At 71.6% G+C, this 26,114-nt stretch carries 26 protein-coding genes; 17 read left to right on the top strand and 9 right to left on the bottom strand.

Annotated elements, in window-relative coordinates:
* Positions 1 to 2 precede the first annotated feature (2 nt).
* From ACZ4MU_RS06915 to ACZ4MU_RS06880, 8 genes are all read left to right on the top strand, one after another.
* A complete protein-coding gene (locus tag ACZ4MU_RS06915) occupies positions 3 to 1,454 on the top strand; it encodes a sensor histidine kinase (RefSeq protein ID WP_467871878.1) in 1,452 nt (483 codons plus the stop codon).
* Positions 1,451 to 2,173 (top strand): response regulator, encoded by a 723-nt coding sequence (locus tag ACZ4MU_RS06910; RefSeq protein ID WP_467871875.1) that lies wholly within the window; start codon positions 1,451 to 1,453, stop codon positions 2,171 to 2,173. The genes ACZ4MU_RS06915 and ACZ4MU_RS06910 overlap by 4 nt, the downstream gene beginning before the upstream one ends.
* Before the next feature lie 129 nt (positions 2,174 to 2,302).
* Positions 2,303 to 2,533 (top strand): hypothetical protein, encoded by a 231-nt coding sequence (locus ACZ4MU_RS06905; protein WP_467871873.1) that lies wholly within the window; start codon positions 2,303 to 2,305, stop codon positions 2,531 to 2,533.
* Positions 2,530 to 3,195 (top strand): pilus assembly protein TadG-related protein, encoded by a 666-nt coding sequence (locus ACZ4MU_RS06900; RefSeq protein WP_467872262.1) that lies wholly within the window; start codon positions 2,530 to 2,532, stop codon positions 3,193 to 3,195. Before ACZ4MU_RS06905 ends, ACZ4MU_RS06900 begins: the two co-directional genes overlap by 4 nt.
* Before the next feature lie 26 nt (positions 3,196 to 3,221).
* Positions 3,222 to 3,809, top strand: coding sequence for a hypothetical protein (locus tag ACZ4MU_RS06895; protein WP_467871870.1), 588 nt, complete (start codon positions 3,222 to 3,224; stop codon positions 3,807 to 3,809).
* Between the two features lie 14 nt (positions 3,810 to 3,823).
* Positions 3,824 to 4,513: an OmpA family protein gene (locus ACZ4MU_RS06890; RefSeq protein WP_467871868.1), complete on the top strand. Its 690-nt coding sequence runs from the start codon at positions 3,824 to 3,826 to the stop codon at positions 4,511 to 4,513.
* A gap of 359 nt (positions 4,514 to 4,872) precedes the next feature.
* Positions 4,873 to 5,292, top strand: a complete 420-nt coding sequence (locus ACZ4MU_RS06885) for an SRPBCC family protein (protein ID WP_467871866.1) — start codon at positions 4,873 to 4,875, stop codon at positions 5,290 to 5,292.
* Positions 5,292 to 5,720, top strand: coding sequence for a MarR family winged helix-turn-helix transcriptional regulator (locus tag ACZ4MU_RS06880; RefSeq protein WP_467871863.1), 429 nt, complete (start codon positions 5,292 to 5,294; stop codon positions 5,718 to 5,720). The genes ACZ4MU_RS06885 and ACZ4MU_RS06880 overlap by 1 nt, the downstream gene beginning before the upstream one ends.
* A 52-nt stretch (positions 5,721 to 5,772) precedes the next feature.
* On the opposite strand, the gene ACZ4MU_RS06875 is transcribed toward ACZ4MU_RS06880, so the two are convergent.
* Positions 5,773 to 6,180, bottom strand: a complete 408-nt coding sequence (locus ACZ4MU_RS06875; RefSeq protein WP_467871860.1) for a VOC family protein — start codon at positions 6,178 to 6,180, stop codon at positions 5,773 to 5,775.
* 124 nt (positions 6,181 to 6,304) lie between these two features.
* Positions 6,305 to 6,676, bottom strand: coding sequence for a DUF192 domain-containing protein (locus tag ACZ4MU_RS06870; RefSeq protein ID WP_467871858.1), 372 nt, complete (start codon positions 6,674 to 6,676; stop codon positions 6,305 to 6,307).
* Between the two features lie 443 nt (positions 6,677 to 7,119).
* On the opposite strand from ACZ4MU_RS06870, the gene ACZ4MU_RS06865 reads away from it, so the two are divergent.
* The 3 genes from ACZ4MU_RS06865 (at position 7,120) to ACZ4MU_RS06855 (ending at position 10,280) form a co-directional block, all read left to right on the top strand.
* Positions 7,120 to 7,830 carry a prepilin peptidase gene (locus tag ACZ4MU_RS06865; protein ID WP_467871855.1) on the top strand — a complete coding sequence of 237 codons (711 nt, stop codon included), beginning with the start codon at positions 7,120 to 7,122 and terminating at the stop codon, positions 7,828 to 7,830.
* Between the two features lie 54 nt (positions 7,831 to 7,884).
* Positions 7,885 to 8,679 (top strand): class I SAM-dependent methyltransferase, encoded by a 795-nt coding sequence (locus ACZ4MU_RS06860; RefSeq protein WP_467871852.1) that lies wholly within the window; start codon positions 7,885 to 7,887, stop codon positions 8,677 to 8,679.
* A gap of 71 nt (positions 8,680 to 8,750) precedes the next feature.
* The gene (locus tag ACZ4MU_RS06855) at positions 8,751 to 10,280 is read left to right on the top strand and encodes a DUF2079 domain-containing protein (protein ID WP_467871850.1); all 1,530 of its coding nucleotides are present in this window, start codon (positions 8,751 to 8,753) and stop codon (positions 10,278 to 10,280) included.
* A gap of 386 nt (positions 10,281 to 10,666) precedes the next feature.
* On the opposite strand, the gene mgrA is transcribed toward ACZ4MU_RS06855, so the two are convergent.
* Positions 10,667 to 11,710 (bottom strand): L-glyceraldehyde 3-phosphate reductase, encoded by a 1,044-nt coding sequence (gene mgrA, locus ACZ4MU_RS06850; protein WP_467871847.1) that lies wholly within the window; start codon positions 11,708 to 11,710, stop codon positions 10,667 to 10,669.
* Between the two features lie 163 nt (positions 11,711 to 11,873).
* Between mgrA and ACZ4MU_RS06845 the strand changes: the two genes are divergently transcribed.
* From ACZ4MU_RS06845 to ACZ4MU_RS06830, 4 genes are all read left to right on the top strand, one after another.
* A complete protein-coding gene (locus ACZ4MU_RS06845; protein WP_467871844.1) occupies positions 11,874 to 12,635 on the top strand; it encodes an isoprenyl transferase in 762 nt (253 codons plus the stop codon).
* Positions 12,636 to 12,963: 328 nt separating this feature from the next.
* Complete coding sequence (locus tag ACZ4MU_RS06840) at positions 12,964 to 14,286, top strand: PhoH family protein (RefSeq protein ID WP_467871842.1); 1,323 nt, start codon at positions 12,964 to 12,966, stop codon at positions 14,284 to 14,286.
* Between the two features lie 368 nt (positions 14,287 to 14,654).
* Positions 14,655 to 15,350, top strand: coding sequence for an aggregation-promoting factor C-terminal-like domain-containing protein (locus ACZ4MU_RS06835; RefSeq protein WP_467871839.1), 696 nt, complete (start codon positions 14,655 to 14,657; stop codon positions 15,348 to 15,350).
* 155 nt (positions 15,351 to 15,505) lie between these two features.
* The gene (locus tag ACZ4MU_RS06830; RefSeq protein WP_467871836.1) at positions 15,506 to 16,933 is read left to right on the top strand and encodes an AI-2E family transporter; all 1,428 of its coding nucleotides are present in this window, start codon (positions 15,506 to 15,508) and stop codon (positions 16,931 to 16,933) included.
* A gap of 136 nt (positions 16,934 to 17,069) precedes the next feature.
* Here the strand turns inward: ACZ4MU_RS06830 and ACZ4MU_RS06825 are convergent, their stop codons facing one another.
* Together ACZ4MU_RS06825 and ACZ4MU_RS06820 are read right to left on the bottom strand one after the other, a co-directional pair.
* Positions 17,070 to 17,603, bottom strand: a complete 534-nt coding sequence (locus tag ACZ4MU_RS06825) for an alkyl hydroperoxide reductase (RefSeq protein ID WP_467871833.1) — start codon at positions 17,601 to 17,603, stop codon at positions 17,070 to 17,072.
* 13 nt (positions 17,604 to 17,616) lie between these two features.
* Positions 17,617 to 18,171: a peroxiredoxin gene (locus ACZ4MU_RS06820; RefSeq protein ID WP_358833091.1), complete on the bottom strand. Its 555-nt coding sequence runs from the start codon at positions 18,169 to 18,171 to the stop codon at positions 17,617 to 17,619.
* Between the two features lie 191 nt (positions 18,172 to 18,362).
* Between ACZ4MU_RS06820 and ACZ4MU_RS06815 the strand changes: the two genes are divergently transcribed.
* Complete coding sequence (locus ACZ4MU_RS06815) at positions 18,363 to 19,331, top strand: LysR substrate-binding domain-containing protein (RefSeq protein ID WP_467871829.1); 969 nt, start codon at positions 18,363 to 18,365, stop codon at positions 19,329 to 19,331.
* A 347-nt stretch (positions 19,332 to 19,678) separates the two neighbouring features.
* Here ACZ4MU_RS06815 and ACZ4MU_RS06810 read toward each other — a convergent pair whose 3' ends face one another.
* Genes ACZ4MU_RS06810 through ACZ4MU_RS06795 form a run of 4 tightly spaced genes read right to left on the bottom strand, consistent with a single transcriptional unit; the run spans position 19,679 to position 23,392 of the window.
* Positions 19,679 to 22,048, bottom strand: coding sequence for an ABC transporter permease (locus ACZ4MU_RS06810; RefSeq protein ID WP_467871827.1), 2,370 nt, complete (start codon positions 22,046 to 22,048; stop codon positions 19,679 to 19,681).
* Entirely contained in the window at positions 22,045 to 22,737 is a 693-nt protein-coding gene (locus ACZ4MU_RS06805) for an ABC transporter ATP-binding protein (protein WP_467871825.1), read from the bottom strand. The genes ACZ4MU_RS06810 and ACZ4MU_RS06805 overlap by 4 nt, the downstream gene beginning before the upstream one ends.
* Positions 22,734 to 23,258 (bottom strand): PadR family transcriptional regulator, encoded by a 525-nt coding sequence (locus ACZ4MU_RS06800; RefSeq protein WP_067163548.1) that lies wholly within the window; start codon positions 23,256 to 23,258, stop codon positions 22,734 to 22,736. The genes ACZ4MU_RS06805 and ACZ4MU_RS06800 overlap by 4 nt, the downstream gene beginning before the upstream one ends.
* A 2-nt stretch (positions 23,259 to 23,260) precedes the next feature.
* On the bottom strand, positions 23,261 to 23,392 hold the full coding sequence (locus ACZ4MU_RS06795) for a hypothetical protein (RefSeq protein ID WP_467871823.1): 132 nt from the start codon (positions 23,390 to 23,392) through the stop codon (positions 23,261 to 23,263).
* Positions 23,393 to 23,651: 259 nt separating this feature from the next.
* Here ACZ4MU_RS06795 and ACZ4MU_RS06790 point away from each other — a divergent pair, with 259 nt between their 5' ends.
* Entirely contained in the window at positions 23,652 to 26,057 is a 2,406-nt protein-coding gene (locus tag ACZ4MU_RS06790) for a transglycosylase domain-containing protein (RefSeq protein WP_467871821.1), read from the top strand.
* Positions 26,058 to 26,114: the final 57 nt, after the last annotated feature.

Here is a 26,114-nt window from a genome sequence, read left to right as displayed (position 1 = left end):
CCATGCGGAAGCAGTCGCCGTCGGGCTCAGGGCTGGGGCCGGGGCCGGGGATGCCGGGCGGATGGTCGCCGTCCCCGGTGCACGGCGGGCCGGCGTCGTCGCGGCTGGCGGGAGGGCCGCCGCAGTCGCCGGTGCCGGGCGGCCCCTCACCGTCACCGCGACCCGTGCCGGGCGGGCCGCCGCAGTCCGGCCCCGGCCCCGAGTCCCGCCCCGCCCCCGCGTCCGGCCCCGAAACGTCCCTCCAGCTCAACGCACTTCAGGCACTCTGCCGGCAGGTCTTCCTCTTCCGGCTCGCGATGATAGGGCTCGGCACCCCCTTCGCCCTGGCCAACTCGGCGCGCGGGGTGGCGACCTGGCTGGTCTCCGGGGCCGTACTGATCACCTTCATGGGCTCATACGCGCTCTACCGCGACTGGGAGCGCTTCGGCCCGCTCCTGCTGCGCCACCCGTGGCTGCTCGGCGTGGACACCGCGTTCGGCGCGCTTCTGGTCTTCACCGCGACCCCAGACTCCCCGCTCGGCTATGTGGTCGTCTGCACCCCGCTGCTCGCCGGTCTGGTGTACGGGTGGCGGGGCGCGGGCGTCTTCGCCGGGCTCCAGTGCGTGGTCCTGGCGCTGGCGTACATGGCCCAGCACCGCCACCACCAGCAGCCGCTCGCCCCCGCCCTGCTGCTGCCCGGCTTCTGTGTGCTGGCGGGCGCGGCCGGGGTGGCGCTGCGGGATCTGCTGCTGCGGTTCGGCAGGGCCTCGCGGGCGCTCACCGAGGCGCGGGCGCGGCTGGCGGTGGAGGAGGAGCGCGCGCGCCTCGCGCGTGAGCTGCACGACTCGGTGGCCAAGACCCTGCACGGGGTGGCGCTCGCCGCCGAGGGCCTGGCGGCCTCCGCCGAGCGCACCGACCCGGTGACGGTCCGCCGGGGCGCGACGCTGGTGGCCCGCTCGGCGCGCCGCGCCGCCGCCGAGTCCCGCGAACTCCTCGCCGACCTGCGCCGCGAACCGGACCCGGACGGGGGAGTGGACGTGCTCGCGGAACTGGCCGCGCGCGTAAGGGACTTCGCGGCACGCGGCAAGGAGGCGGGCGTGAGCTACCGCTGCCTCTCCCTCCCTCCCGGCGGCCCCGCGACGCGGGTCCCGCACCCTGTCGCCCGCCAGCTCCTGACGATCGCCTCGGAGGCCCTGGAGAACGCCCACCGCCACGCGGGTCCGGCGCGCGTGGACGTCTCGGCGGGCGTGGTGGGAGACGTGCTGCGCATCAGCGTGTACGACGACGGGCGCGGTCTGCCCCCCGGCACCACGCTCGACGGGCTGCGCAGGGCGGGCCACTTCGGCCTGGTCGGCATGGTCGAGCGCGCGGCGGGCCTCGGCGCGCGCATCCGGATCGGCCGGGGCGAGGCGGCACGCGGCACCGAGGTCCGCCTCGACCTGCCGCTGGCGGCGCTGGAGAGGAGCGGGGTGTGACCCGGGTGGTGGTGGCGGACGACAACCCGGTCGTACGGGCCGGGCTCACCGCCCTTCTGGAGAGCCACGGCGCGACGGAGGTCGTGGCGGAGGCGGCGGACGGCCGCGAGGCGTACGAGGCGGCACTGCTGTACCGGCCGGACGTGGTCCTGCTCGATGTGCGGATGCCGGGCGTGGACGGCCTCACGGCCCTGCCCCGCCTGGTGCGGGTGGCACCGGTGATGATGCTGACGTACAGCGCCGAGGCGGAGACCGTACGCGAGGCGCTGCGGCTGGGCGCGCGCGGCTATCTGGTGCACGGTGAGTTCACGGTGGAGCAACTGGTCGGCGCGGTAAGGGACATCGCCCGGGGCGGGCTGTCCGCCATCGCCGCGCCGGGTGTCATGGGTGTCATGGCCCGGTCGATTTCATTAAATCCGAACGAAGAGGCTTCGCGGATGCAACCGGATGTGGGACAGTCGTCAGCGGGAGGCCGGAGCCGAACCCCGCTCCGTCGCCCGGAACTTGGAGCACACCGGCTGAGCAGGAGGGAGGTGGAGGTGATGGAGCTGATCGCGGCGGGCATGAGCAATCAGCAGATCGCCGCCGCCTGCTTCATCAGCGAGAAGACGGTGAAGAACCACATCAACCGCATCTTCGCGAAGCTACACAGCAACAGCCGCGCCCAGGCGGTGGCGACCTGGCTGGGGACGCGGGCGGGGCGGGGGGCGGCGGGATGAGGCGCCGGGGCGGTGGCTTCGCGCCCGCCTTCCGGAATTGGGCCCAGGGACCCTGTGCCGGAACCGGAGCGCCCGGGTACGGTGCGGCTGACGAGCGCGGCACCGCCGTAGACCCCGGAGGGGACCACCATGAACGACAAGCTCCTCAAGCCCGCGACCGCCACCAGGATCCGGATCCACGGCTGGCTGAACACCACGGCGACGGCGCTGCGGCGGCGGGGGGACCGGGGGCAGGGCGCGGTCGAGTACATGGGGATCATCATCGTGGTGGTGGCGATCATTCTGGTGCTTACGCAGACGAATTTCGGCACGGCCATTGCCCAGAAGATCACTGCCGCGATCAACAAGATCAACCCCTGACGTCCCGTCGCCCGCACGGCGACCGGGGGCAGGCCTTCCCGATCTACATCACGGCGGTGGCGGGCCTGCTCTTCCTCGCGTTCGCCTACTTCGCGGTGGGCCAGGCGGCGGCCAAGCGCAACGAGGCCGAGACGGCCGCCGACGCGGCGGCGCTGGCGGCGGCGCAGGACTACCGCGACCGGCTGCACGACAAGCTCCTCTCCGGGTTCGACCCAGAGGTCTGGAAGGACGTCCTGAACGGTCTGCGCGGCGGCAACGCCTACGAGTCCTGCCGGGCCGCCGACGCCCTGGCCGCGAGCAACGGTGCCTCGGTGAGGACGTGCGTGCCGGGCGACTGGCCCGGCTACACCGTGTCCGTACGGACCGACACCACAGCCGGCAAGTCGGTCGTCGCCGCCACGGAGACCAGTAGGGGCACGGCGGAGGCCACCGCCGTGATCGAGCCCCGCTGCGGTATCGAGGGGAACGTCGCCCCGTCGACGCTTCCGGCCCCGAGCACCGCCTCCCCGAACCCGGAGGGCAGCACCGGGCCCGGGGACGAGGAGAAGAAGGCGTACCGGCTCGTCTGCGACAAGCAGCGGGAGTTCGACGTCGACCCCGACAGGCTCGACCTCCTGCCCGACGCGTCCGATCTGTTTGCCGTACATCTGGCCAAGAAGTGAGCGCGGGAAGAAGCGAGGGCTGACTGATGGATAGGGCCAAGACCGGAGTCTGGGCGAGAGGCGCGGCCGCGACGGCCGCCGCCGTCCTGGCTCTCACCTTGACCGCCTGCGGTGGGGACGGGGGCGGCAAGAAGTCCGAAGACAAGCCCTCGAACCCCGCCTCGGCGTCCGGCGGACAGTCCCGCCCGCAGACCAACGCGCCCAGCGCGCAGAGCACCGAGGTGCTGGCGACCATGAGGGGCGGCGACGGCGTCGAGGTCGTCGTCAACAGCGCGAAGCGCGATGTCGGAGGCTTCGTCACGGTCGAGGGAGTGGTGGCGAACAACTCGTCGCAGGGTTTCACGGCCCCTGGCTGGCAGGGGACCGAGCAGGAGCTGCGGGACAACGGCGCCTCCATGGCGGGTGCCACGCTGGTCGACAAGGCGGGCAAGAAGCGCTATCTGATCCTGCGGGACACGGACGGACGGTGTCTGTGCACCCGCTTCCCGACCGGCCTGACCGCCGGTCAGAAGATTCCCTTCTACGCCCAGTTCCCCGCCCCCCCCACCCCCGTCCAAGAAGTCGACTTCCAGCTCCCCACCATGCCCACCGCCACCATCAAGATCTCCGGCTGAGGCTGAGGCACCCCATGCAGGCCACCCAGGCAACCGCGACCGCGACCGCGCCCCCGGCGACCGTGCCCCCGGCCCCCGCCGCCCCCCGCCGCCGGCACGCCCGCCCCGCCGCCCTCGCCGTCGCCGCGCTGCTCCTCGTCGGAACGGGGGCGGGAGCCGGGACGGCCGGGGCCGACGAGCCGAATCCGACCGCCGTGCCCGCCGCCGCCCCACCCGTGAAGGTCGACGCCAACGCGCCGGGGCTGAAGCTCTCCGACGGGGCGACGCTCGCCGCGCCGAGGGTGCTCGACATCAAGTCGGTCGTCGAGGACATGGGCGGCGAGGAGCGCCGCTCCGACACCAACGCCGACATCTCCTTCGCCCTCCAGGCAGAAGTCCTCTTCGGCAAGGACAGCGCCGCGCTCTCCGCCGAGGCCACCGGCCGTATCCGGGCCATCGCGGACGAGATCAAGAAGCAGAAGGCCACGAACGTCCGCGTGTTCGGCTTCACCGACAACCTCGGCACGCACGAACACGGCGTCATCCTGTCCAAGCAGCGCGCGGACGCCGTCCAGGGCGCGCTGGCGCAGGCGGCGGGCGGGGCGGTCACCTTCGACATCCGGGGGTACGCGGAGGACTACCCGATCGCGGACAACTCCTCGGAGGACGGCCGCCGCAAGAACCGCCGGGTCGAGGTGTCGTTCCCGCGCGGCGCGGCCGGCTAGGCGCCGGGCCGAGAACGGGCCCGGCCGGCCGGGTGGAGGTGCGGTCGGTCGGGCCCCGTATGTGCGCGGGCCCCCGTCAACGTCCGTAGGAAGTGACGCTCCCGCGCACCACAGAGACTGCCAGCCGTGCCGGGCCCCGGACTTGGAAAAAGGCGCACGCGGAACGGGACGGCCGGTAACCGACGCTCTGGCGTGATGGGGACCGCTGCGAGGGGGCGGCAGCGGCGAGGTGTGGACAGATAGTCTGCGCGCAGATAATCTGTGGACAGGTCAAAGCGCGGAACGCGCCACGCGACATGCGGACGCAAACGCAGGCGCGGAGGCGGACGCGAACGCGGAGAACTTACGGAGGAGTCGACATGTGGGTGTACGAACACGGGGTCGAGACCAGCGCCGCTCCCGAGGCCGTCTGGCGGCTGTGGGCGGACGTGGAGAACTGGGGCGACTGGAACGCGGACATCCAGAAGATCGAGATCCGGGGCCCGTTCGCGGCCGGGACCGGCATCACGATGGGGGCCGAGGGTCAGGACCCGGTCGAGCTGCGGCTCACCGAAGTGGCCGAGAACGAGCTGTTCGTGGACGAGGCCCGCTTCGAGGGACTGGTCCTGCGGACCGAGCACCGGCTGGAACGGCTCGGCCCGGACCGTACGCGCGTGGTGTACCGGATGGAGATCACCGGCGAGGCGGCCGACGACATGGGCCCGCGGATCGGCCCGGCCGTCACCGCCGACTGGCCCGAGACGACCGCCGCGCTCGTCCGGCTCGCGCAGGCGCGCTGATGGCGCTCGCGCCCGGGGAGAGCCCCGGCTTCCTGCTCTGGCACGCCACGCTGCGCTGGCAGCGCGGGGTGACGGCCGCCCTGACCTCGCTGGGCCTGACGCATGTGCAGTTCGTGCTGCTCGCCTGCACCTGGTGGCTCAACGGGCAGGGCGAGCACCCCAACCAGCTGGCGGTCGCCCGCCAGGCGGGCACCGACGTGAAGATGACGTCCCAGGTGGTGCGCACCCTGGAGGCGAAGGGCCTGCTCGTACGCGAGACCGACCCGGCGGACACCCGGGCCAAGCGGCTGCGGGTGACCGAGGTGGGCGCGGAGCTCGCGCCCCGGGCGATCGCGGCGGTGGAGGCGGTGGACGCGGAGTTCTTCCGGCCGGTGCCGGTGGGCGAGGCGGTGGCGCTGCTCGCGGCGCTGGCCCGGCCGCAGGAGTGAGCCGCGCGGCTACGACGTACTGCCGCCGGCGTCGGCGCGCACACCGATTCCGCTAACCGTTTCCCCTGCCGTTTCCGCTGCCGCTTCCGTACGGCTTGGTGATCATCTCCATGGCGTGACCCGACGGGTCGAGGAAGTAGACGCCCCGGCCGCCGTCGTTGTGGTTGATCTCGTCGGGGCGCTTCATGTACGGATCGGCGAAGTACCGTACGCCCCACTGCTTGATCTTCTCGAACCCCGCGTCGAACTCGTCCTCGGAGACGAGGAAGGCGTAGTGCTGCGGCACGATGCGGTCCGGGTCGCCGGTGGCGAAGTCCAGGGTGACGCCGTTGCCGGTCTCGACGGGGATGAACGGTCCCCACGCGTCGCCGACGCGCAGCCCGAGGATGTCCGCGAGGAACTCGGCGGAGGCCCGTTTGTCGCGGGAGTGGACGATGGTGTGGTTCAGCTCGACTGACACGGTGGAATGCCTCCAACAGGCATCTCACGGGCACCTCCACGCTCACCGGGCCGGTGACCCACGCGCGATGCCGTACTCATGATCGTAGGCAGCGGCGCGGGGGCGGGGCAAGGCGACTTCCGGCTCACGCGGTGCCCGCGTCCGGAAGGACGCGCACCCGTACGTGTACGCCCGGCCGTATCCCCCATCCCGCCATGGCGCCCGCCCCGGCCTCCAGGATGTGGCGGGAGCGGAGGCGGGGGGCGGTGAGCCGGTTCGGGGGGACGGTGTGGACGGTGATCACGCGCAGGTGGCGGTCGAGGTAGGCGATGTCGAGGGGGAAGCGCATGCGGAAGGTGTGGATGGAGGCGGCGGGGGTGAGGAGGAGGGCGCCCTCGATGTGGGGGCGGCCCAGGAGGCCGTGGGTGCGGGCGCGGTAGGAGGAGGCGATTTCGAGGGGAACGCGGGCGCCCCCCTCAACCACCAACTCCCCGTACCCGTCCCTCCACCCCCGCATACCCCCACGCTACAGACCCCTCACCCCCAACCCGGACCTCCGCCCCCATCCCCGCCACTGCCGCCCGCGGACCGTGGTGGGCTGCTCGCGCAGTTCCCCGCGCCCCTAAGTACCTGGGGGCGCGGGGAACTGCGCGCTCAGCCACAGACAACCCGCAGACGACCACCGGGCCCTGAAGGGGCGCGAGGAACGGCGTGAGCAGCCCCACCGCCCCGCAGACGAACCCCCGGCCGGCCCAATAGGGGCGCGGGGAACTGCGCGGCCGGCCCACCACGCACCGGCAGACGAACTCCTGGCTCACAAGGGGCGCGGGGAACTGCGCGAGCAACCGTCCACCACCCCGCACCCGAACACGCACCCACCCACCCCCCGCCAGGGGCCCCCGGAGGGTTGAGGGAACGGGCGGGGTGGGGGAAAAGCCCCTAGCCCCCTAGGGTTCCCCCGTGCCCCTGACCCTCCTCCTGGCCACAGCCACCGCCACCCTCTGGGGCGCCACCCTCGGCCGACTGGTGCCCCGCGCCGCCTACCGGCTCTCCGTCGAGGCGGGCGCGCCGCCCCGGGACGTCTGCCCCAGGGGGCACCCGATCACCCGGTGGCTCGGCGGCCCCGTGTGCGCCACGCGCGGCACGGCGTGGGGCGCCGTCTGCGCCGCCGCCGGCGCCGGCCTCGCCGTCGCCACCGGCCCCCGCCCCGAACTCGCCGTCTGGCTGCTCCTGCTGCCCCCCGCCGCCCTCCTCGCCGCCGTCGACGCCCGGGTGAACCGGCTCCCGGACGTCCTCACCCTCCCCCTCGCCGCCGCGGCCGCCCTCCTCCTCGGCGCCGCCGCCCTCGCGCCGCACCCGGACGGGTCCTGGCGACACGCCCTGCTCGGCGGACTCGCCCTGGGCGGCGGCTACTTCGTGCTCTTCCTCCTCCATCCCGCCGGTCTCGGCTTCGGGGACGTCAAGCTCGCCGTGGGCCTCGGCGTGGCGCTCGGCTGGTACGGCTGGGGCATCCTCCTCACCGGCGCTTTCGCGGGATTCGCGGCCGGCGGCACGTACGGCCTCGGGCTGATCCTGGCGCGGCGCGCCGACCGCGGCACGGCCATCCCGTTCGGCCCTTTCATGATCGGCGGGACGTATCTCGGCCTGCTCCTCGGCGGCCTCGGCGCGTAGCGGACGCGCAGATATCCGGCCCCTCGGCCGCACAAGACGCGTAGGGTCCGCAATATGGCGCAAACCATCCGTAACCACAACACCCGCACTTTCGAAGACCTGATCGACGAGGCGGCGTCCGCCCCCGTGGACGGCTGGGACTTCTCCTGGCTGGACGGACGGGCCACCGAGGAGCGCCCGTCCTGGGGGTATGCCCGTGCCATGGCCGCGCGCTGGGCCCGGGCCACGGCCGCCCTCGACGTGCAGACCGGCGGCGGCGAGGTCCTGGCCGCCGTCCCGCAGCTGCCGCCGCTCGCCGTCGCGACCGAGGGGTGGCCGCCGAACGTCGCGCGGGCCACCGCCCTGCTCCATCCGCGCGGCGTCGCGGTCGTCGCCGACGCGGACGAGCCGCCGCTGCCCTTCGGCGACGGCGCCTTCGACCTGGTGACCAGCCGTCACCCCGTCCAGACCTGGTGGCCGGAGATCGCCCGGGTCCTCACCCCGGGCGGCACCTACTTCTCCCAGCAGGTCGGACCCGCCAGCGTGTTCGAGCTGGTCGAGTACTTCCTGGGGCCGCAGTCCGCCGACGTCCGGGGCAGACGCGACCCGGGCAGGGCGCGCGCGGAGGCCGAGGCCGCCGGGCTCCAGGTCTCCGATCTGCGCCAGGAGAAGCTGCGCGCGGAGTTCCACGACATCGGCGCCGTCGTCTACTTCCTGCGCAAGGTGGTCTGGATGGTGCCGGGCTTCACGGTGGAGGAGCACCGCGACCGGCTGGCGGAGCTGGACGAGCAGATCCGTACCGACGGGCCCTTCGTCGCCCATGCGACACGGTTCCTCATCGAGGCCAGGAAGCCGCTCCGCTCCTCCTGAGCGGCCTAGCATCCGGCCCTATGGAACGGATGCGGACAAAGCTGACTATGGGGACAGTCAAGGCGGCAAAGGTGAACAGGTCCGCGGGCGCCATCCGGGTGGTCAGCCGTGATCAGGCGCCCCGCCGGTCCCTCGCCGCCGCCCTCGCCGACTGGAAGAACACCCACCCCCGGCGGCCCGCCCTCCTGTGGTGGGGGTGGGCCGCCGCGCTCTTCGGGCTGTACGCGACGGTCGGCGCCCGCCGCCAGGCGCTCATCCGCACCACCGGCTACGACCTCGGCATCTTCGAGCAGGCCGTGAAGGCGTACGCCCAACTGCGGGCCCCCGTCTCCCCGTTGCGCGGGGAGGGGTTCAACCTGCTCGGGGACCACTTCCACCCCGTGCTCGTCGTCCTCGCACCCCTCTACCGGTTCGCCCCCTCCCCGTACACCCTGCTCTTCGCCCAGGCCGCCCTGCTCGCCCTCGCCGTCGTGCCGCTCGCCCGCCGCGCCCGGCAGGCGCTGGGACGGCGCGCGGCCCACGTCGTGGCCTTCGCGTACGGGCTGAGCTGGGGCATCGCCTCGGCCGTGGCGTTCGACTTCCACGAGGTGTGCTTCGCGGTGCCGCTCGTCTCCTTCGCCCTGGAGGCGCTGGCACTGCGGCGCTGGGGGGCCGCGGTGGCCTGGGCGGCGCCGCTGCTGCTCGTCAAGGAGGACCTGGGGCTCACGCTCGCCGCGATCGGCGGGTACATCGCCTGGAAGGGGCGGCGTCGGCTCGGCCTGGCGACCGCCGCCGCGGGGCTGCTCGGCAGCGCGCTGGAGTTCAAGGCGCTGATGCCGTTCTTCAGCCCGGCCGGCACCTACGCCCACGCCGCCAACCTGGAGCCCGCCCACGGCTCCCTGCTCACCACGCTCGCCTTCGCCCCGCTGGACGCCGTGCGCCCCGAGGTGAAGGCCACCACCCTCGTCCTGGTCTTCGCCCCGGCGGCCCTGATCGCCCTGCGCTCGCCGCTCGCCTGGATCGCGGTGCCCACCCTGGGCTGGCGGATGCTCTCGCAGAACCCCTTCCACTGGGGCACCTCGTTCCACTACACGGCCGTGCTCATGCCCGTCGTGCTCGCCGCCATGACCGACGCCCTCGCCCCCTACCGGCGCTCCGGCGACGCCCTGGGCCGCCGCCATGTGCGCGCCTCGCTCGCCACCACCGCCGCCGTCACCCTCGTGCTGATCCCGTCCTTCCCGCTCGCCCAGCTCGCCCACCGCTCCACCTGGCGCTCCACCGAGCACGTCGCCGCCGCCCGTGAGCTCCTCGGCCGCATCCCCGACGGCGCCACCGTCGCCGCCTCCAACCGGCTGGCGCCCCAGCTCACCTCCCGTACCGAGGTGGTGCTCTTCCCGACCTACCCGGTCCACTGGCGGCTGTACGACACGGGCAGGCAGGTGCCGCCGCCGAGCGCCCAGTGGATCGTCTACGACCGGGTGCCGCCGGAGTCCTGGCCGTACCCGCCGGGCTACTGGCCCTACCCGAAGGAGCGTCAGGAGGCCGAACTGGTCAAGGCCGAGCAGGCCTACGGCTACCGGGTCATCGCCCAGCGCGACGGCATCACCCTGCTCCGGCGCTGACGCCCCCCCGGAAGGCCCACACCCCGCTCACCCACCCGGGTGAGTGGGGTGTCGCACATCCGGAGGCGGTCCGGGCCCCGCCGTGGGGTGCGCGCGTCTCTGCCGGAGCCGGTCCGTACCGCGCTGACCTGCACGGTCAAAGAAGCGTTCCGCCACCGGATCCCCCGTGCGGGGGCGCCCCCGGAGGCAGTCGCGCGGTGCCCGGCCGATTTCGGAGCGTAGTTCCGGCACGCCGTGGCACCCACCATCACTTACGAAGGGTTATGGTGGAAACCCCCCCTCGGGCCGGTCCGTATCCCCCCCACGGACCGGCCCGTTTTTTTGGGGGCGGCCCCGGCCGCGGCGGATCCTGCGGATCCGCCGCGGCCCGGCGGCCCGTCGGATGATCAGCCGCGCCCGGCCCAGATGTTGGTGCCTGCGGTGTCCACCGCGAAGGTGTCGATCTCCTTCAGTTCCCCGGCCGTCAGCGGCGCCCCCGCGAGCGCCGCCACGTTCTCCTCCAGCTGCTTCACACTGGACGCGCCGATCAGCGCCGACGTCATCCGCGGGTCGCGCAGCACCCAGGAGATCGCCAGCTGGGCGAGCGACTGGCCGCGCCGGGCCGCGATGTCGTTCAGCCCGTTCAGCCGCCGCACCACCTCGTCGCTGAGCAGACCCGGGTCGAGCGACTTGCCCTGGGTGGCCCGCGAGCCCTCCGGGATGCCCTTGAGGTACTTGTCCGTGAGCAGCCCCTGCGCCAGCGGCACGAAGGAGATGCAGCCCATCCCCGCCTCTTCGAGGGTGTCGAGCAGGCCGTCGTCCTCGGTCCAGCGGTTGATCATCGAGTAGGACGGCTGGTGGATGAGCGCCGGGACGCCCATCTCCTTCAGGATCCGCGCCGCCTCGGCGGTCTGCTCGCTGGTGTACGAGGAGACCCCCACGTACAGCGCCTTGCCCTGCTGGACGGCGGACGCCAGCGCGCCCATCGTCTCCTCCAGCGGGGTCTCCGGGTCGAAGCGGTGCGAGTAGAAGATGTCGACGTAGTCCAGGCCCATGCGGGCGAGCGAGGCGTCCAGCGAGGAGAGCAGGTACTTGCGCGAGCCCCACTCCCCGTACGGCCCCGGGTGCATCTGGTAGCCGGCCTTGGTGGAGACGATCAGCTCGTCCCGGTACGGCCGGAAGTCCTGGGCGAAGATCTTCCCGAAGTTGAGCTCGGCCGAGCCGGGCGGCGGGCCGTAGTTGTTGGCCAGGTCGAAGTGGGTGACGCCCAGGTCGAAGGCGCGGCGCAGGATCGCGCGCTGGGAGTTCAGGGAGCGGTCGTCGCCGAAGTTGTGCCACAGGCCCAGCGAGAGCGCGGGCAGCTTCAGACCGCTGCGGCCGGTCCGCCGGTACTCCATGGAGTCGTAGCGGTCGTCGGCGGCGATGTGGTGGAGGGGGAGGGATTCAGTCACGTTTCCCTGCTTATCACGGACTTGTGACAGGCCGAGTTGGGCCGCTGTGACCCGTCCGCAGTACTGTGCCTTCCTTGGGGGTGCCCTCAGGCCGCGCAGGCACTGAGGTTGGGCCGTATGCGGTGCTGCGGCGGCTCCCGGAAGCAACGAGAGGGTGGAATCGGTGAACTTGCGCGACCTGGTGTACGGGCTCTACGCACGCCGGGTGGAAGGTCGCCTCGACCACGACCAGGCGCCCAAGCACATCGGCGTCATCCTGGACGGGAACAGGCGCTGGGCCAAGGCCTCCGGCGGCAGCCCCGAACAGGGGCACCAGGCGGGCGCCAGCAAGATCCACGAACTGCTCGGCTGGTGCGCGGAGACGGACGTCGAGGTCGTGACCCTGTGGATGCTCTCCACGGACAACCTCGACCGGCCCGACAACGAGCTGGTCCCGCTGCTCGGCATCATCGAGGGCGTGGTGCGCGACCTGGCGGCGGACGGGCGGTGGCGCGTCCACCACGTCGGCCAGATGGACCTGCTGCCCGCGCGGACGCAGTCGGTGCTCAAGGAGGCCGAGCAGGCCACCCACGACGTCGGCGGCATACTCGTCAACGTCGCCGTGGGCTACGGCGGCCGCCAGGAGATCGCGGACGCGGTCCGCTCGCTGCTGCTGGACGCGGCGGCCAGGGGCACCAGCTTCGAGGAGCTGGCCGAGACCGTCTCCATCGACAGCATCTCCGAACACCTCTACACCCGCGGCCAGCCCGACCCGGACCTCGTCATCCGCACCAGCGGCGAGCAGCGCCTGTCCGGATTCATGCTCTGGCAGTCGGCCCACTCCGAGTACTACTTCTGCGAAGTGTTCTGGCCCGCCTTCCGCAAGGTGGACTTCCTGCGCGCCCTGCGCGACTACGCGGCGCGCCACCGGCGCTACGGGACCTGACAGCGGCGCCGCGGGAGCCCTGATCCGTCCCGTCCGTCCCCTCCTGTCACGACCCGTCCCGGCGGTCCCCGACCGGGAGTCGGGCCCTCTGGTCCCCACCAAGCGCATATGCCCGTGCATGGCCGCGCTTGTTCGAGGGAATACCCCCTCCAGTTGAACGGCCAGAAGTGGCCGCTCACCCGGGAGGCCCTTTGCACCAGGACGCGCGTGCACTGTGCACGTACGGAGCGGAGGGCCGGTGCTCGGCCCGCGCAGCGTGGCCACAGCCCGGCCCCCACCCCCGCGACGCCGTCGCACCCCGACCTCTTCCGAGGGGGTACGTCCTTCCGTGGTGACCAGCACAAAGCGCCGCATGCCCGACCGGCGCACCTACGTCCTCGACACCAGCGTCCTGCTGGCCGACCCCAACGCCATGGCCCGGTTCGACGAGCACGAAGTGGTGCTCCCGATCGTCGTGGTCACGGAACTGGAGGCGAAGAGGCACCATCCGGAACTCGGCTACTTCGCGCGTCAGGCCCTGCGCCTGCTCGACGACTTCCGGGTCCGGTACGGACGCCTCGACGCACCCATCCCGCTGGGCGATCTCGGCGGCACGCTCCGCGTCGAGCTCAACCATTCCGATCCCGGCGTGCTGCCCGCCGGTTACAGGCTGGGGGACAACGACTCACGGATCCTCGCCGTCGCCCGCAACCTCCAGGCCGAGGGGTACGACGTCACCGTCGTCTCCAAGGACCTGCCGCTGCGGATCAAGGCGTCGTCGGTCGGCCTGCTCGCCGAGGAGTACCGGGCGGAACTGGCCATCACCGACTCGGGTTTCACCGGGATGTCCGAACTGTCGCTCTCGGGCGAGCAGGTGGACCTTCTCTTCGAGGAGGAGACGCTCTTCGTGCCGGAGGCCGCGGGCCTGCCGGTCCACAACGGCCTGGTGCTCCAGTCCGAGCGCGGCAAGGCGCTCGGCCGCGTCACGGCCGACGGCAACGTCAAGCTGGTGCGCGGCGACCGGGAGGCGTTCGGTCTGCGCGGCCGCAGCGCCGAGCAGCGCATCGCGCTGGACCTGCTGCTCGACCCGGACGTCGGCATCGTGTCGATGGGCGGCCGGGCCGGCACCGGCAAGTCCGCGCTGGCCCTCTGCGCGGGCCTGGAGGCGGTCCTGGAGCGCCGCCAGCACAAGAAGGTGATGGTCTTCCGCCCGCTGTACGCGGTGGGCGGGCAGGAGCTCGGCTATCTGCCCGGTTCCGAGGCCGAGAAGATGGGCCCGTGGGCGCAGGCGGTCTTCGACACGCTCTCGGCGGTCACCACGCGCGAGGTGATCGAGGAGGTGACGTCGCGCGGCATGCTGGAGGTCCTGCCGCTCACCCACATCCGCGGCCGCTCGCTGCACGACGCCTTCGTGATCGTGGACGAGGCCCAGTCGCTCGAACGGAACGTTCTGCTGACCGTGTTGTCCCGTATTGGGGCGAACTCACGTGTAGTGCTCACCCATGACGTGGCCCAGCGGGACAATCTGCGGGTCGGCCGGTACGACGGAGTGGTCGCCGTCGTCGAGAAGCTGAAGGGCCATCCGCTCTTCGCGCACGTCACCCTCACCCGCTCCGAGCGGTCGCAGATCGCCGCACTGGTGACCGAAATGCTGGAGGACGGCCAGATCTGATACCGAACGCCCGAATCGGCGCCGCCCGCGAAGCCGTTGAGCTTAGCCGGGCGGCGCCTTTTCGTGGGCAGGATCCGGCAAAACACGTGGGGCTGAAGGGGTGTGAGGTTTCACACGCGGTGGGGAATTGCCTTGCGGCGCCGCTCTCGGGCAAAGTCTTGCATCCGTCAGGCCCCGCATACGGCACACCTGTACCTCGTAACTCCATAGCGTCGCCGTATGCCGCCCGAGCACCACGCGGCGCTCCCGCAAGGGAGTTGCCCACCGGGTCAGTTCCCCCCGTGACCTGAGCAGTTGGGGGGAGAGAGCCAGGGGCACGATTGCGTCCGCTCAGGTCACCAGTGCGGGCGCTGCTGGAAGGAAACCGTGTGAGCCGGATCTCGGTCCGGGGATTCGCGGTGGCGTCAGCCACTGCGGTCACCACCGTCGGTGCCGTCGTGGGCGTCGCCTCGGGCGCGCCCCAGTCCGCTTCGAACGACAACGTCGAGGCGACCGCCGCCGACACGACGCTTCTTGCGGACATCCCCGCGGGCCAGCAGGCCCAGGTGCAGACCGCGTCCCTGACGCAGCAGGCGGATGCCCAGTCGGCCCAGGCGAGCGCCGCGGCGAAGAAGTCCGCCGAGGAGGCCGCACGCCTCCAGGCCGCCAAGGACGCCAAGTCCAAGAAGGAGTCGGCCGAGGAGAAGGCGAAGGAGCGGGAGAAGGAGCAGGAGCAGGTCGCCAGCCGCTCCGCGACCCGCGACCCCGCGTCGTTCTCCGTCCAGAGCTCGTACACGGTCGAGCAGGTCAAGGCCATCGCCCGGCAGATCGTGCCGGCGGGCCAGTTCCAGTGCTTCAGCAACATCGTGAACCACGAGTCCACCTGGAACTACCGGGCGGTCAACGCCGGTTCCGGCGCGTACGGCCTGGTCCAGGCGCTCCCGGGCTCCAAGATGTCCTCGGCGGGCTCCGACTGGCAGACCAACCCGGCCACCCAGATCAAGTGGGGCCTGAACTACATGAACGAGAGGTACCACAGCCCCTGTGGCGCCTGGTCGTTCTGGCAGGCCAACAGCTGGTACTAGAGACCCCGGCAATCTCTGCCCCGGGCGACTCAACCTTTCGAAGCCCCTCGCCGTCCTTCGGTGAGGGGCTTTGCCCGTGTACGGTCGGAGGCGACGACTCCGGTGTGGGGGGAGTGGTGGGGACGCTCGGCGGGGGAAAGGGAAGCGACAGCATCATGTCGAAGGTTCCGGGGCTGCTCGGGGCGCTGGGCGCCGGTCTGACCCGTATGGGGGAACGACTGGACGAGCGCCGGGCGGAGGCCGAGGCGCGGGCCGACGCGGACGTGGGCCTGGACGGCTCCGCGACGCTCGGCAGTGACGATTCACCGGCCCCGGCCGAGGAACCGCCCGCGCCCGACCACGTCCCCGCCCCGCCCGCCTACGCGCCCGCCGTCGCCGCCCGGCCCGACCCCGTGGACGCCGTGCCGTGGGGGATGCGGGTGGCCGCCGAGATCGGCTGGCGCCTGCTGGTCCTCGCGGGGACGCTGTGGGTGCTGATGCGGGTGATCAGCGCCGTACGGCTGGTGGTCCTCGCGTTCGTGGCCGCGCTGTTCATCACCGCGCTGCTCCAGCCGACCGTCTCCCGCCTCAAGCGGATGGGACTGCCCCGGGGCCTCGCCACCGCCGTGACCGCGGTCTCCGGCTTCATCGTGATGGGCCTGATCGGCTGGTTCGTGGTCTGGCAGGTCATGGACAACCTGGACACGCTCTCCGAGAAGGTGCAGGGGGGCATCGACGAGCTCAAACGCTGGCTCCTCAACAGCCCGTTCCATGTCACCGAGGACCAGATCAACCAGGTCGCCAAGAACCTCAGCGACACCATCGGCCACAACACCAACGAGATCACCTCGGCGGGCCTCCAGGGCGTGACCGTCCTCGTCGAGGTGCTCACCGGCATCCTGCTGGCGATGTTCTCGACGCTGTTCCTGCTCTACGACGGCCCGCGCATCTGGAAGTGGGTGCTGCACCTGGTCCCGGCCCAGGCCCGGCCGGGCGTCGCCGGGGCGGGGCCGCGCGCCTGGCGCACGCTCACCGCGTATGTGCGGGGCACGGTGATAGTGGCGCTGATCGACGCGATCTTCATCGGGCTCGGGATCTACTTCCTGCACGTCCCGATGGCCGTGCCGCTCTCCGTCTTCATCTTCCTGTTCGCCTTCATCCCGCTGGTCGGAGCGGTGGTCTCCGGCGCGCTCGCGGTGGTGGTCGCGCTGGTCACCGAGGGCGTGTTCACCGCGGTGATGGTGCTGCTGGTGGTCCTGCTGGTCCAGCAGATCGAGGGCCATGTGCTCCAGCCCTTCATCCTGGGCCGGGCGGTCCGGGTCCACCCGCTCGCGGTGGTCCTCTCGGTCGCCGCGGGCGGCCTGATCGGCGGCATCGGCGGCTCGGTGGTGGCGGTTCCGCTGGTGGCGGTGACGAACACGGTGGTCGGCTATCTGCGGGCGCACGCGAAGGAGAACGCGCTGCGCAGCGCGTCCCAGGCGGCGGAGCCGCCACCGGACCAGGAGCCGCGGCCGGGTGCCGAGCCCGATCCCGGGCCCGATTTCGATCCTGGGCCCGATTTCGAGCCCGCGCCCGCGGCGGCCCCGGCTCCGACGGAGAAGTAGCGAGAACGCCGAAAGGGCCCCCGCCGACACGATGTCGACGGGGGCCCTTCGCGTATCTACGGCGCTCCGAGCTGCCGTGAGAGGCGGGGGACCCGCGCGGCCGGCCGGTGAGGGCCGCCCGCGTGATCACCACGACCTACTCGGCCAGCACGCTCTCCGCGTCCAGCGTGACGCCGACCGCCTGGATGACCGAGGCGACCTTGAAGGCCTCCTGGATCGTCTCGCGGGAGACGCCGGCCTTGCGCAGCACCTGCTCGTGCGAGTCGAGGCACTGCCCGCAGCCGTTGACCGCGGAGACGGCCAGCGACCACAGCTCGAAGTCGACCTTCTCCACGCCCGGGTTGCCGATGACGTTCATCCGCAGACCGGCCCGCAGCGTCCCGTACTCCGGGTCGGAGAGCAGGTGGCGGGTGCGGTAGAAGACGTTGTTCATCGCCATGATCGCCGCGGCGGACTTGGCGGCGGTGTACGCCTCGGGGGAGAGGTTGGCCTTGGCCTCGGGCTCCAGCTCACGCAGCACCTTCGGCGAGCGCGAGGCGATCGCGCAGGCGAGGACCGTGCCCCAGAGCTGCTGGGCCGGGAGCTCGCTGTTGCCGATGACCGAGCCGAGGTTCAGCTTGAGGTCCTTGGCGTACTCCGGCAGGGCGGACTTCAGTTCGTCGAGAGCCATGTCGAACTCCCGTTCACTCGCCCGAGAGGAGCGCGACCGGGTCCAGGGTCTCGTCGCCCTTGGACCAGTTGCACGGGCACAGCTCGTCGGTCTGCAGGGCGTCGAGGACCCGCAGGACCTCCTTGGGGTTACGGCCGACGGAGCCGGCGGTCACCATGGAGAACTGGATCTCGTTGTTCTGGTCGACGATGAAGACGGCGCGCTTGGCGTAGCCGTCCTCGCCCTCGATGCCGAGGTCACGCATGAGCTCGTGCTTCGGGTCGGCCATCATCGGGAAGGGCAGGTCGGTCAGGTCCGGGTGGTCCTTGCGCCAGGCGTGGTGGACGAACTCGGAGTCGCCGGAGAAGCCGAGCACCTGGGCGTCACGGTCGGCGAACTCCTCGTTCAGCTTGCCGAACGCGGCGATCTCGGTCGGGCACACGAAGGTGAAGTCCTTGGGCCACGCGAAGACGATCTTCCACTTGCCCTCGTAGGTCTTGTGGTCGATCTGCTGGAACTCCTTGCCGCTCTCCAGCGACACGCAGGCGGTCAGGTCGAACTCGGGGAACTTGTCACCAACAGTGAGCACGCGCTCTCCTTGCGTTCAGGAAGGGTCCCTTTTGGGGGCTTCCCTGGGGGTTGGACGGATTAGCGATGGTGTCACAGGAGGCATTGATCAGGGAAATAGCTAGACTCGGTCATCGTGATCGGAGGTGGTTATCAGTGGTAGGAGATAGGGGAGTGCGGGGGAGCGGCGTGGGGCGTCAGCCGGTGAAACCGGTGAATCCCGTCAGGCCGTCCAAACCGCCCAAACAGCCGAGTCTGGCGCAGTTGCGGGCGTTCGCGGCCGTGGCCGAGCATCTGCACTTCCGGGACGCGGCGGCGGCGATCGGGATGAGCCAGCCCGCGCTGTCCGGGGCGGTCTCCGCGCTGGAGGAGGCGCTGGGGGTGCAGCTCCTGGAGCGCACCACGCGCCGGGTGCTCCTGTCACCCGCCGGGGAGCGGCTCGCGGTACGGGCGAAGGCGGTGCTGGACGCGGTGGGGGCGCTCCTGGAGGAGGCCGAGGCGGTACGGGCGCCGTTCACCGGGGTGCTGCGGCTCGGGGTGATCCCCACGGTGGCGCCGTATCTGCTGCCGACGGTGCTGCGGCTGGTCCACGAGCGGTACCCGGAGCTGGACCTCCAGGTCCACGAGGAGCAGACGTCGTCGCTGCTGGACGGGCTGGCGGCGGGGCGGCTCGACGTTCTGCTGCTCGCCGTTCCGCTGGGCGTTCCCGGGGTGACCGAACTCCCGCTCTTCGACGAGGACTTCGTGCTGGTGATGCCGCGCGAGCACTGGCTGGGCGGGCGGGAGGACGTACCGCGCGAGGCGTTGCGTGAGCTGGACCTGCTGTTGCTGGACGAGGGGCACTGCCTGCGCGACCAGGCGCTGGACATCTGCCGGGAGGCGGGGCGGGACGAGGGGGCGGCGGTGACGACGACGGCCGCCGGGCTGTCCACGCTGGTGCAGTTGGTGGCGGGGGGCCTTGGGGTCACGTTGCTGCCGCGAACGGCTGTGCGGGTGGAGGCGGGGCGTAATGAGCACTTGGTGACGGGGTACTTCGCGGATCCGGCGCCGTCGCGGAGGGTGGCGTTGGCGATTCGGTCGGGGGCGGCGCGGCAGGGGGAGTTCGAGGAGTTCGCGGGGGCGTTGCGGGGGGCGCTGGTGGGGTTGCCGGTGCGTTTGTGCCCCTCCCCGCCCCTTCCCTGAACCCTCCGGGGGGCGACTGCCCCGGGGGCGCCCCCCGCACCCCGCTGCGGCGCGTCTTTTGCCTGCGGGCCGGTGGAGCTTCTCGCGCAGTCCCCCGCGCCCCTGGGGGGGGCGGCTCCTTCGGTGTGCCAGCGGCCCGGCCGCCCAGGGGCGCGGGGAACTGCGTGACCAGCCCACCACCGCCCGGTGGACGAACGACGGCCTCTCAGGGGCGCGAGGAACTGCGCGAGCAACCCCTACCGGCGGGTGGACGAACGAGGACCGGTCCCCCCCCCAGGGGCGCGGGGAACTGCGCGACCAGCCCACCACCCAGCCGCAGACAGCCGCACAACCCACCCCCCGGCCCCCTACTCCGTACGCAACCCATCCGCCCGCATCAACCTCCACAGCGGCGGCAACGACAACACCGTCACCAGCACCACCACCCCACCCCCGATCCCCACCATTCCCAGCACCGACGCCCAGTCGACGTGGATCGGATGGCCGACCATGCGGAGCAGCACCGCCCCCAGCCCCAGCCCGACCCCCGTCGCCAGCGTGAGCCCCAGCGCCACCGGGACCGCCGTCTGCCACAGGACCGACCAGCTCAGGGTCGTGCGGCGGGTGCCGAAGGCGACCAGGGACGACAGGAGGCGTTTGCGTTCGCGCAGTTGTTCCAGCATCGACACCAGCAGGCTCGTGCCGATCAGCAGCAGCACCGCAGCCGCCCCGATGTACAGCCCCCGCCGCACCCCGGCGAACCTCGCCGTCGTCTTGACGTCGTTCAGCGCCCGCGCCTGGGTGAACGGGTCCGCCGCCCACGCCGCGTTGAGGACCCGGTCGGCCACCAGCGGGTCACCCGGGCGCGTGGTGACGTACGTCGTGTAGAAGACGCGCACCTTCGGGAACCCGCGCAGCGCCCCCGGCGTCACCAGCAGGCCGCCCCGCCTGGTGCCCATGGGGTCCGCCCGCGCCGGGACGACCCGGGCCTCACGCGGCACCGTGTACGGGATCTCCGGGCCCGGACGGTCGCCCTCCGACGGCGACTGGAAGAACAGCTTCGCCCCCGGCGCCGCGCCCTCCCCGCCGAAGTCGCCCCCGGACGTGACGAACACGTCCCCGTCCCGGCACGAGGGCAGCTCGCCCACCTCGCGCAGCGCGCGGCAGTCCCCGACCGCCATCTCGACGTACTTCTGCTGCTCGGGATCCTTCGACGGGGTGTGCAGGCCCGCGTTGCCCAGCGTCGTCGTGCCGGTCACCCCGGGCACCGCCTTCAGGTTCGCCTCGCGGCGCTCCTGCTCGGCCTTGGAGAGGTTCGCCGACATCGGCACGACCAGCTGCGCCCGCGCGGTGTCCTCGCCGCTGGACGTCACGTAGTCGCCCTCGATGCCGCTGAAGAGCATCTGGAGCGCGATCGCCCCGGCCACCGCCACCGCGATGCCGTTGACCAGGCGGGCCGCGGCGCCCGAGTTCATCTGGAGGCGGCGGACCGCCAGTTGCCAGCCGACCCCGCCACCGCCGAGCCGCCGTACCACCGTCTCGATCACCCACGGCAGCAGTGCCGTGACCCCGATCAGGAGCAGGACCGTACCGCCGATCACCTGGCCCTGGTTGTAGAAGCCGGTATCACGGCCCTTGTCGAACATCGGGACGAGCAGGCCGAGTCCGACCACCGGCAGCAGCAGCCGCCACCACAGGCGCCGCGGGCGCGGCACCGACGTCCGTACGACCCCCAGCGGCTCGATCACCACCCCGCGCAGCGCGAACAGCGTCACCGCGACCGCCGCCGCCGGCACCGCCGCCCCCACCAGGAGCGCCAGGCCCGCGCTGGGGTCGAGGTCGGAGGGGAAGATGTTCAGCCGGGCGATGGTGACCTCACCCACGTACTGGCGGGCGATCAGGAAGAACACCGTGCCGAGGGCGAGTCCGAGGAGCGAGCCGGCCAGCGCCTCGCCCGCCGCGATCCAGCGGGTCATCCGGCTGTCCGCGCCCACCAGGCGCAGCGCCGCCAGCCGCTTGTCGCGCCGGTCGCCGCCGAACCGTACGGCCGCCGCGATGAACACCGCGACCGGCAGCAGCAGCACCACGAAGATGATCACGATGAGCAGGGCCAGGATCGGGTCGATCGGCTCGGACAGCGGCTTGTCGGGGAAGGACTTGATCCGCTCGATGTCGATCCGGTCCGCGTCGAGCGCCTCGTGGCCCTTGAGCGTGTCGCTGCCCGCGTAGTAGGCCAGTTCGTGCGGACCGAGGAGGCCGGCGTCCTTGATGGTGCCGGTGATCCTGTACGGGACGCGCTCGCGCAGCAGCCCGCCGCCGGGCGAGTCCAGCAGCGCGCGCAGTTCGGGCGAGACCACCATGGTGCCGGGCGCGGGATGCGCGGAGAGCCCCGGCGGCACGGGTGCGCGATCGCCCTCGGGCTGGAGCAGCCGGCCGCGGATGTCCTTGCCGTCGAAGACCGTGTCGGTGCGGGCGAGCAGCATGGTGTCGGCGCCCGCGGACGCCTGCTGGGCGCCGTAGTCGTTGCGGGCGTTGTCGCGCGCGTCCCGCGCAGCGAGCGCCCCCGGCAGGGCGGTGGTGGCGAGCAGCAGCGCCACGCCGAGACCGACACCGACCGCCGTCATCAGGGTGCGCGTCCACCCCTCGCGGCCGCCGGTGAGCGCGAACCTGGCGCCCAGCGCGAGTTCGCGGAGCCGGTTCGCCACGCGTGCGGTGGTTCTCGCGCGTGCCCGGGTCATACGGAGTGCTCCAGCATCATGTCGCGGGACCGGCCGTCGCGTACGACGATCTCGCGGTCGGAGTAGGCGGCGACCCGGGCCTCGTGGGTCACCAGGACGACCGCCGCGTTGGTGGACCGGGCGGCCTCGGTGAGCAGGTACATCACGCGCTCGCCGTTGAGCGAGTCGAGCGCGCCGGTCGGCTCGTCGGCGAAGACCACCCGGGGCGAGGTGACCAGCGAGCGGGCCACCGCGACGCGCTGGCCCTGGCCGCCGGAGACCTCGCCCGGCCGCTTGCCGGCCAGGTCGTCGACCTCCAGGCGCTCCATCCAGGTGAGTGCCGTGCGCTCGGCCTCCTTGCGCCGCGTCCCGGCCAGCCGCAGTGGCAGGGCCACGTTCTCCACGCAGGTCAGCTCGGGGACGAGCTGGCCGAACTGGAAGACGAAGCCGAACTCGCCGCGGCGCAGCGCGCTGCGCTCGGCGTCCTTCATCGACGACAGCTCGCGGCCGTCGTAGAGGATCGACCCCGAGTCGGGGGTGACGATCCCGGCCAGGCAGTGCAGCAGCGTCGACTTGCCCGAGCCGGAGGGGCCCATGACGGCGACGACCTCGCCGGGGTGGATGGAGAACTGGGCGCCGTCGAGCGCGGGCGTGGGCCCGTAGGACTTGCGCAGGTCCTTGGCGAGGAGCAGGGAGCCGGCGGGCGTCATGCGCGTACCTCCGTGGCGAGCTGGTCGAGACGGGCCGCGGTCAGCTCCAGCCAGCGCAGGTCCGCCTCCAGGTGGAAGAGCGCGTGGTCGCAGATCAGCTGGTCGGAGAGGTCGCCGCGGCGCTTGCGGTCGGTGAGGATGCGCATCAGCCGCAGATGCTCGGCGCGCTGGGTGTCGAGCAGGTCCCCGGCGCTGCGGCCGGTGAGCAGGGCGAGGACGACCTTGGTGTAGAGCGTCGACTGGAGGTACGGCTCGGGCTTCTCCGGCTGCCTGAGCCATGCCTCGACATCGGTGATGCCGGCCTCGGTGATCGCGTACCGCTTGCGCTCGGGGCCGCCGCCGGCCTCGACGCCGTCGACCTCGACGAGGCCGTTCTTCAGCAGGCGCGACATGGTCGAGTAGACCTGCCCGTAGTGCAGCGGTCGGTCGTGCCCGAATTTTTCGTCGAAGGCGCGCTTGAGGTCGTACCCATGGCGCGGGCCCGACTCAAGGAGTCCGAGGAGGGTGTGGCCGATGGACATGCTCAGATGCCTTTCTGCTGGTACGGCTGGGGACGGGAGGGGCGGGCGGGCGTGGGACCGAACGCCTTGCACAGCCCGCTCGCGCCGAGCGGGGGCGTGTACGCAGCCGGACCGGGGGACGAGCCGAGTGACATGGAGAGGACTATACGCACCAGGTATACGCGAGGTGTATACCCCCGGTGCATAGCGCCATGAGGAACATGACATTCCCTGGCAAAAAAGGGCAGGATCCTGGGTTCTGGCAACCCTCGGGGCCGTTTGTCAGTCGGTTCCCATGGGCCGGGTGCTGATTGTCACGTACGGAAAAGACGTGATGGGCTCCTCTTTGTCCACAGGTGCGGTGTTAGTTTTCTGAGCTGATCTGGCGAGTCAAGAAGGCGAGCGACTGAGGTTATGGGCCGAGCGGAAGAGCGGCGGGCCCGGCAGCGCGGGGCGCGCCGGACCCAGCAGACGAAGGGCGGCCGAATACGCAGGCTCTTCACCTGGAAGAAGATGCTCGGCACCTTCTTCGGGCTCGTCCTGCTCGGCATGGGCGGCTTCTACATCATCTACACGATGACGCCGATCCCGGAGCCCAACGCCCAGGCCAAGATGGAGAGCAACGTCTACAAGCTCCCCAACGGCAAGATCATCGCTCGGACCGGGCAGCTCAACCGCGAGGTCGTCGGGCTCGACAAGATCCCCGAGAAGGTTCAGCTGGACTTCGTCGCCGCCGAGAACATGTCCTTCTACAAGGACTCCGGCGTCGACCTCAAGGGCACCGCCCGGGGCCTGCTGAACACCGTCTCCGGCAAGGGCAAGCAGGGTGGCTCGACCATCACCCAGCAGTACGTCAAGAACTTCTACCTGAGCCAGGACCAGACGGTCACCCGCAAGCTCAAGGAGCTGGTGATCTCCCTCAAGGTCGACCGGAAGTACTCCAAGAAGGAGATCCTGGCCGGCTACATCAACACCAGCTTCTACGGCCGCAACGCCTACGGCATCCAGGCCGCGGCGCAGGCGTACTACGGCGTGGACTCCTCCAGGCTGACCGTCGAGCAGGGCGCCTATCTGGCGGCCCTGCTCCAGGCGCCCAGCCAGTACGACTGGGCGGTGGCCTCGGAGACCGGCAAGAAGCTGGTGACGGCCCGCTGGAACTACGTCCTCGACAACATGGTCAAGATGAAGGAGCTGGACGCGGGAGCGCGGGCCGGGATGAAGTTCCCGGTGCCCGTCGAGCCCAAGCCCGACCCCGGCATGGAGGGCCAGACCGGCTACATGGTCAGGGCCGCCAAGGACGAGATGGAGCGCAACGGCATCAGCCCGGCGGACCTCGCCAAGGGCGGCTGGACGATCACCCTCAACATCGACCCCAAGAAGCAGAAGCTCCTTGAGGACGCGGTGAAGCAGGAGCTGACCAGCAAGCTGGACAAGAAGAAGAGGAAGGTCGACCAGGACATCCAGGCGGGTGCCGTCTCGGTGGACCCGAAGACCGGTGCGGTCGTGGCGCTGTACGGCGGCCAGGACTACATGAAGCACCAGATCAGCAACGCCACCACCGCCACCTACCAGCCCGCCTCGACCTTCAAGCCGCTGATCCTGGCCGCCGCGCTCAACGACAAGGCCGAGACGCAGGACGGCAAGGAGATCCGCGCCAACACGATCTACAACGGCGACAACAAGCGCCCGGTGAAGGGCGAGGGCGGCAACGGATACGCGCCGCCCAACGAGGATGACGACAGCTACGGCCCCATCACCGTCCAGACCGCGATGAACAAGTCCGTCAACAGCGTCTTCGCGCAGATGGGCGTGGACGTGGGGCTGACGAAGCTGCGGGACACGGCCGTCGCGATGGGTCTCAACCACATGAAGGGCGTCGGGGCCCATCCCGCCATGACGCTGGGCTCCTACGGCGCGAGCCCGATGGAGATGGCCGGCGCCTACGCCACCCTGGACAACCACGGCAAGAAGATCACGCCGTCCATCGTGAAGTCGGCCCAGCACAAGGTCGCCAAGTACAACAGGCCCGACCCGGTCGGCGACCAGGTGATCAGCCGGGACGCGGCGGACGCCGTCACCTCGGTGCTCACCGGCGTGGTCGACGACGGTACGGCCAAGGGGTCGGTACGGGACGCGCCCAACCGCGACGGGCAGCCGGTGGCGGGCAAGACGGGTACCTCCGACGACAACAAGTCGGCCTGGTTCACCGGGTACACGCCCTCGCTGGTGACCTCCGTGGGTCTGTGGGGCGAGGCGGCCGAGGCACGTCAGGTGGACGGGCACACGGTGCCCAAGGGCGGCCAGGTGAGCATCGCGGGCGCCACCGGCAACGAGGGCCCCGCCAACGGCCGTATCAACGGTGGCGCCATCCCGGCGAAGATCTGGGCCGCGTACACCTTCGACGCCGTCGGCAGCGACGACTCCAAGTTCGACCTGGACACCGACCAGGGAGCGGCCGTGGAGCCGGACGTGACCCCGGTGATCACACCGTCCGGGACGCCGTCCAACACGCCCTCGCACACCCCGTCGCACACCCCGTCCAAGACGCCTTCGCGTACCCCGCCGACCCACAAGCCGACGAAGACGCCGACGACCGGCGGCACCAACGGCGGTCCCACCACCGGGGGCCAGACGACGACCGGCGGTCAGACGACCGGGGGCCAGACCACGGGCGGTCAGACGACCGGAGGCCAGACCACCGGGGGCCCGACCACCGGCGGGCAGACCACCGGCGGCCCGACCACCGGGGGCACCACCACCGGCACCACCGACGGCGGGGCGACCCAGGGCACCATCCAGGGCGGCGGCGACACGCCGTAGCCCCGGCCCGTGACGCGCGTCGGCCCCCCACCCGCACGGGTGGGGGGCCGATCTGTT

Source organism: Streptomyces sp. NPDC026377, assembly GCF_055567715.1.
The sequence above is the reverse complement of the archived record's forward strand: the minus strand, read 5'-3'. Positions and strand labels throughout refer to the sequence as shown.

Excerpts from the sequence above, each read along its gene's own strand:
- ACZ4MU_RS06915 (WP_467871878.1), top strand. The coding sequence starts at position 3 with ATGCGGAAGCAGTCGCCGTCGGGCTCAGGGCTGGGGCCGGGGCCGGGG.
- ACZ4MU_RS06905 (WP_467871873.1), top strand. The coding sequence starts at position 2,303 with ATGAACGACAAGCTCCTCAAGCCCGCGACCGCCACCAGGATCCGGATC.
- ACZ4MU_RS06895 (WP_467871870.1), top strand. The coding sequence starts at position 3,222 with ATGGATAGGGCCAAGACCGGAGTCTGGGCGAGAGGCGCGGCCGCGACG.
- ACZ4MU_RS06890 (WP_467871868.1), top strand. The coding sequence starts at position 3,824 with ATGCAGGCCACCCAGGCAACCGCGACCGCGACCGCGCCCCCGGCGACC.
- ACZ4MU_RS06885 (WP_467871866.1), top strand. The coding sequence starts at position 4,873 with ATGTGGGTGTACGAACACGGGGTCGAGACCAGCGCCGCTCCCGAGGCC.
- ACZ4MU_RS06880 (WP_467871863.1), top strand. The coding sequence starts at position 5,292 with ATGGCGCTCGCGCCCGGGGAGAGCCCCGGCTTCCTGCTCTGGCACGCC.
- ACZ4MU_RS06870 (WP_467871858.1), bottom strand. The coding sequence starts at position 6,676 with ATGCGGGGGTGGAGGGACGGGTACGGGGAGTTGGTGGTTGAGGGGGGC.
- ACZ4MU_RS06860 (WP_467871852.1), top strand. The coding sequence starts at position 7,885 with ATGGCGCAAACCATCCGTAACCACAACACCCGCACTTTCGAAGACCTG.
- ACZ4MU_RS06830 (WP_467871836.1), top strand. The coding sequence starts at position 15,506 with ATGTCGAAGGTTCCGGGGCTGCTCGGGGCGCTGGGCGCCGGTCTGACC.
- ACZ4MU_RS06825 (WP_467871833.1), bottom strand. The coding sequence starts at position 17,603 with ATGGCTCTCGACGAACTGAAGTCCGCCCTGCCGGAGTACGCCAAGGAC.
- ACZ4MU_RS06810 (WP_467871827.1), bottom strand. The coding sequence starts at position 22,048 with ATGACCCGGGCACGCGCGAGAACCACCGCACGCGTGGCGAACCGGCTC.
- ACZ4MU_RS06805 (WP_467871825.1), bottom strand. The coding sequence starts at position 22,737 with ATGACGCCCGCCGGCTCCCTGCTCCTCGCCAAGGACCTGCGCAAGTCC.
- ACZ4MU_RS06800 (WP_067163548.1), bottom strand. The coding sequence starts at position 23,258 with ATGTCCATCGGCCACACCCTCCTCGGACTCCTTGAGTCGGGCCCGCGC.
- ACZ4MU_RS06795 (WP_467871823.1), bottom strand. The coding sequence starts at position 23,392 with ATGTCACTCGGCTCGTCCCCCGGTCCGGCTGCGTACACGCCCCCGCTC.
- ACZ4MU_RS06790 (WP_467871821.1), top strand. The coding sequence starts at position 23,652 with ATGGGCCGAGCGGAAGAGCGGCGGGCCCGGCAGCGCGGGGCGCGCCGG.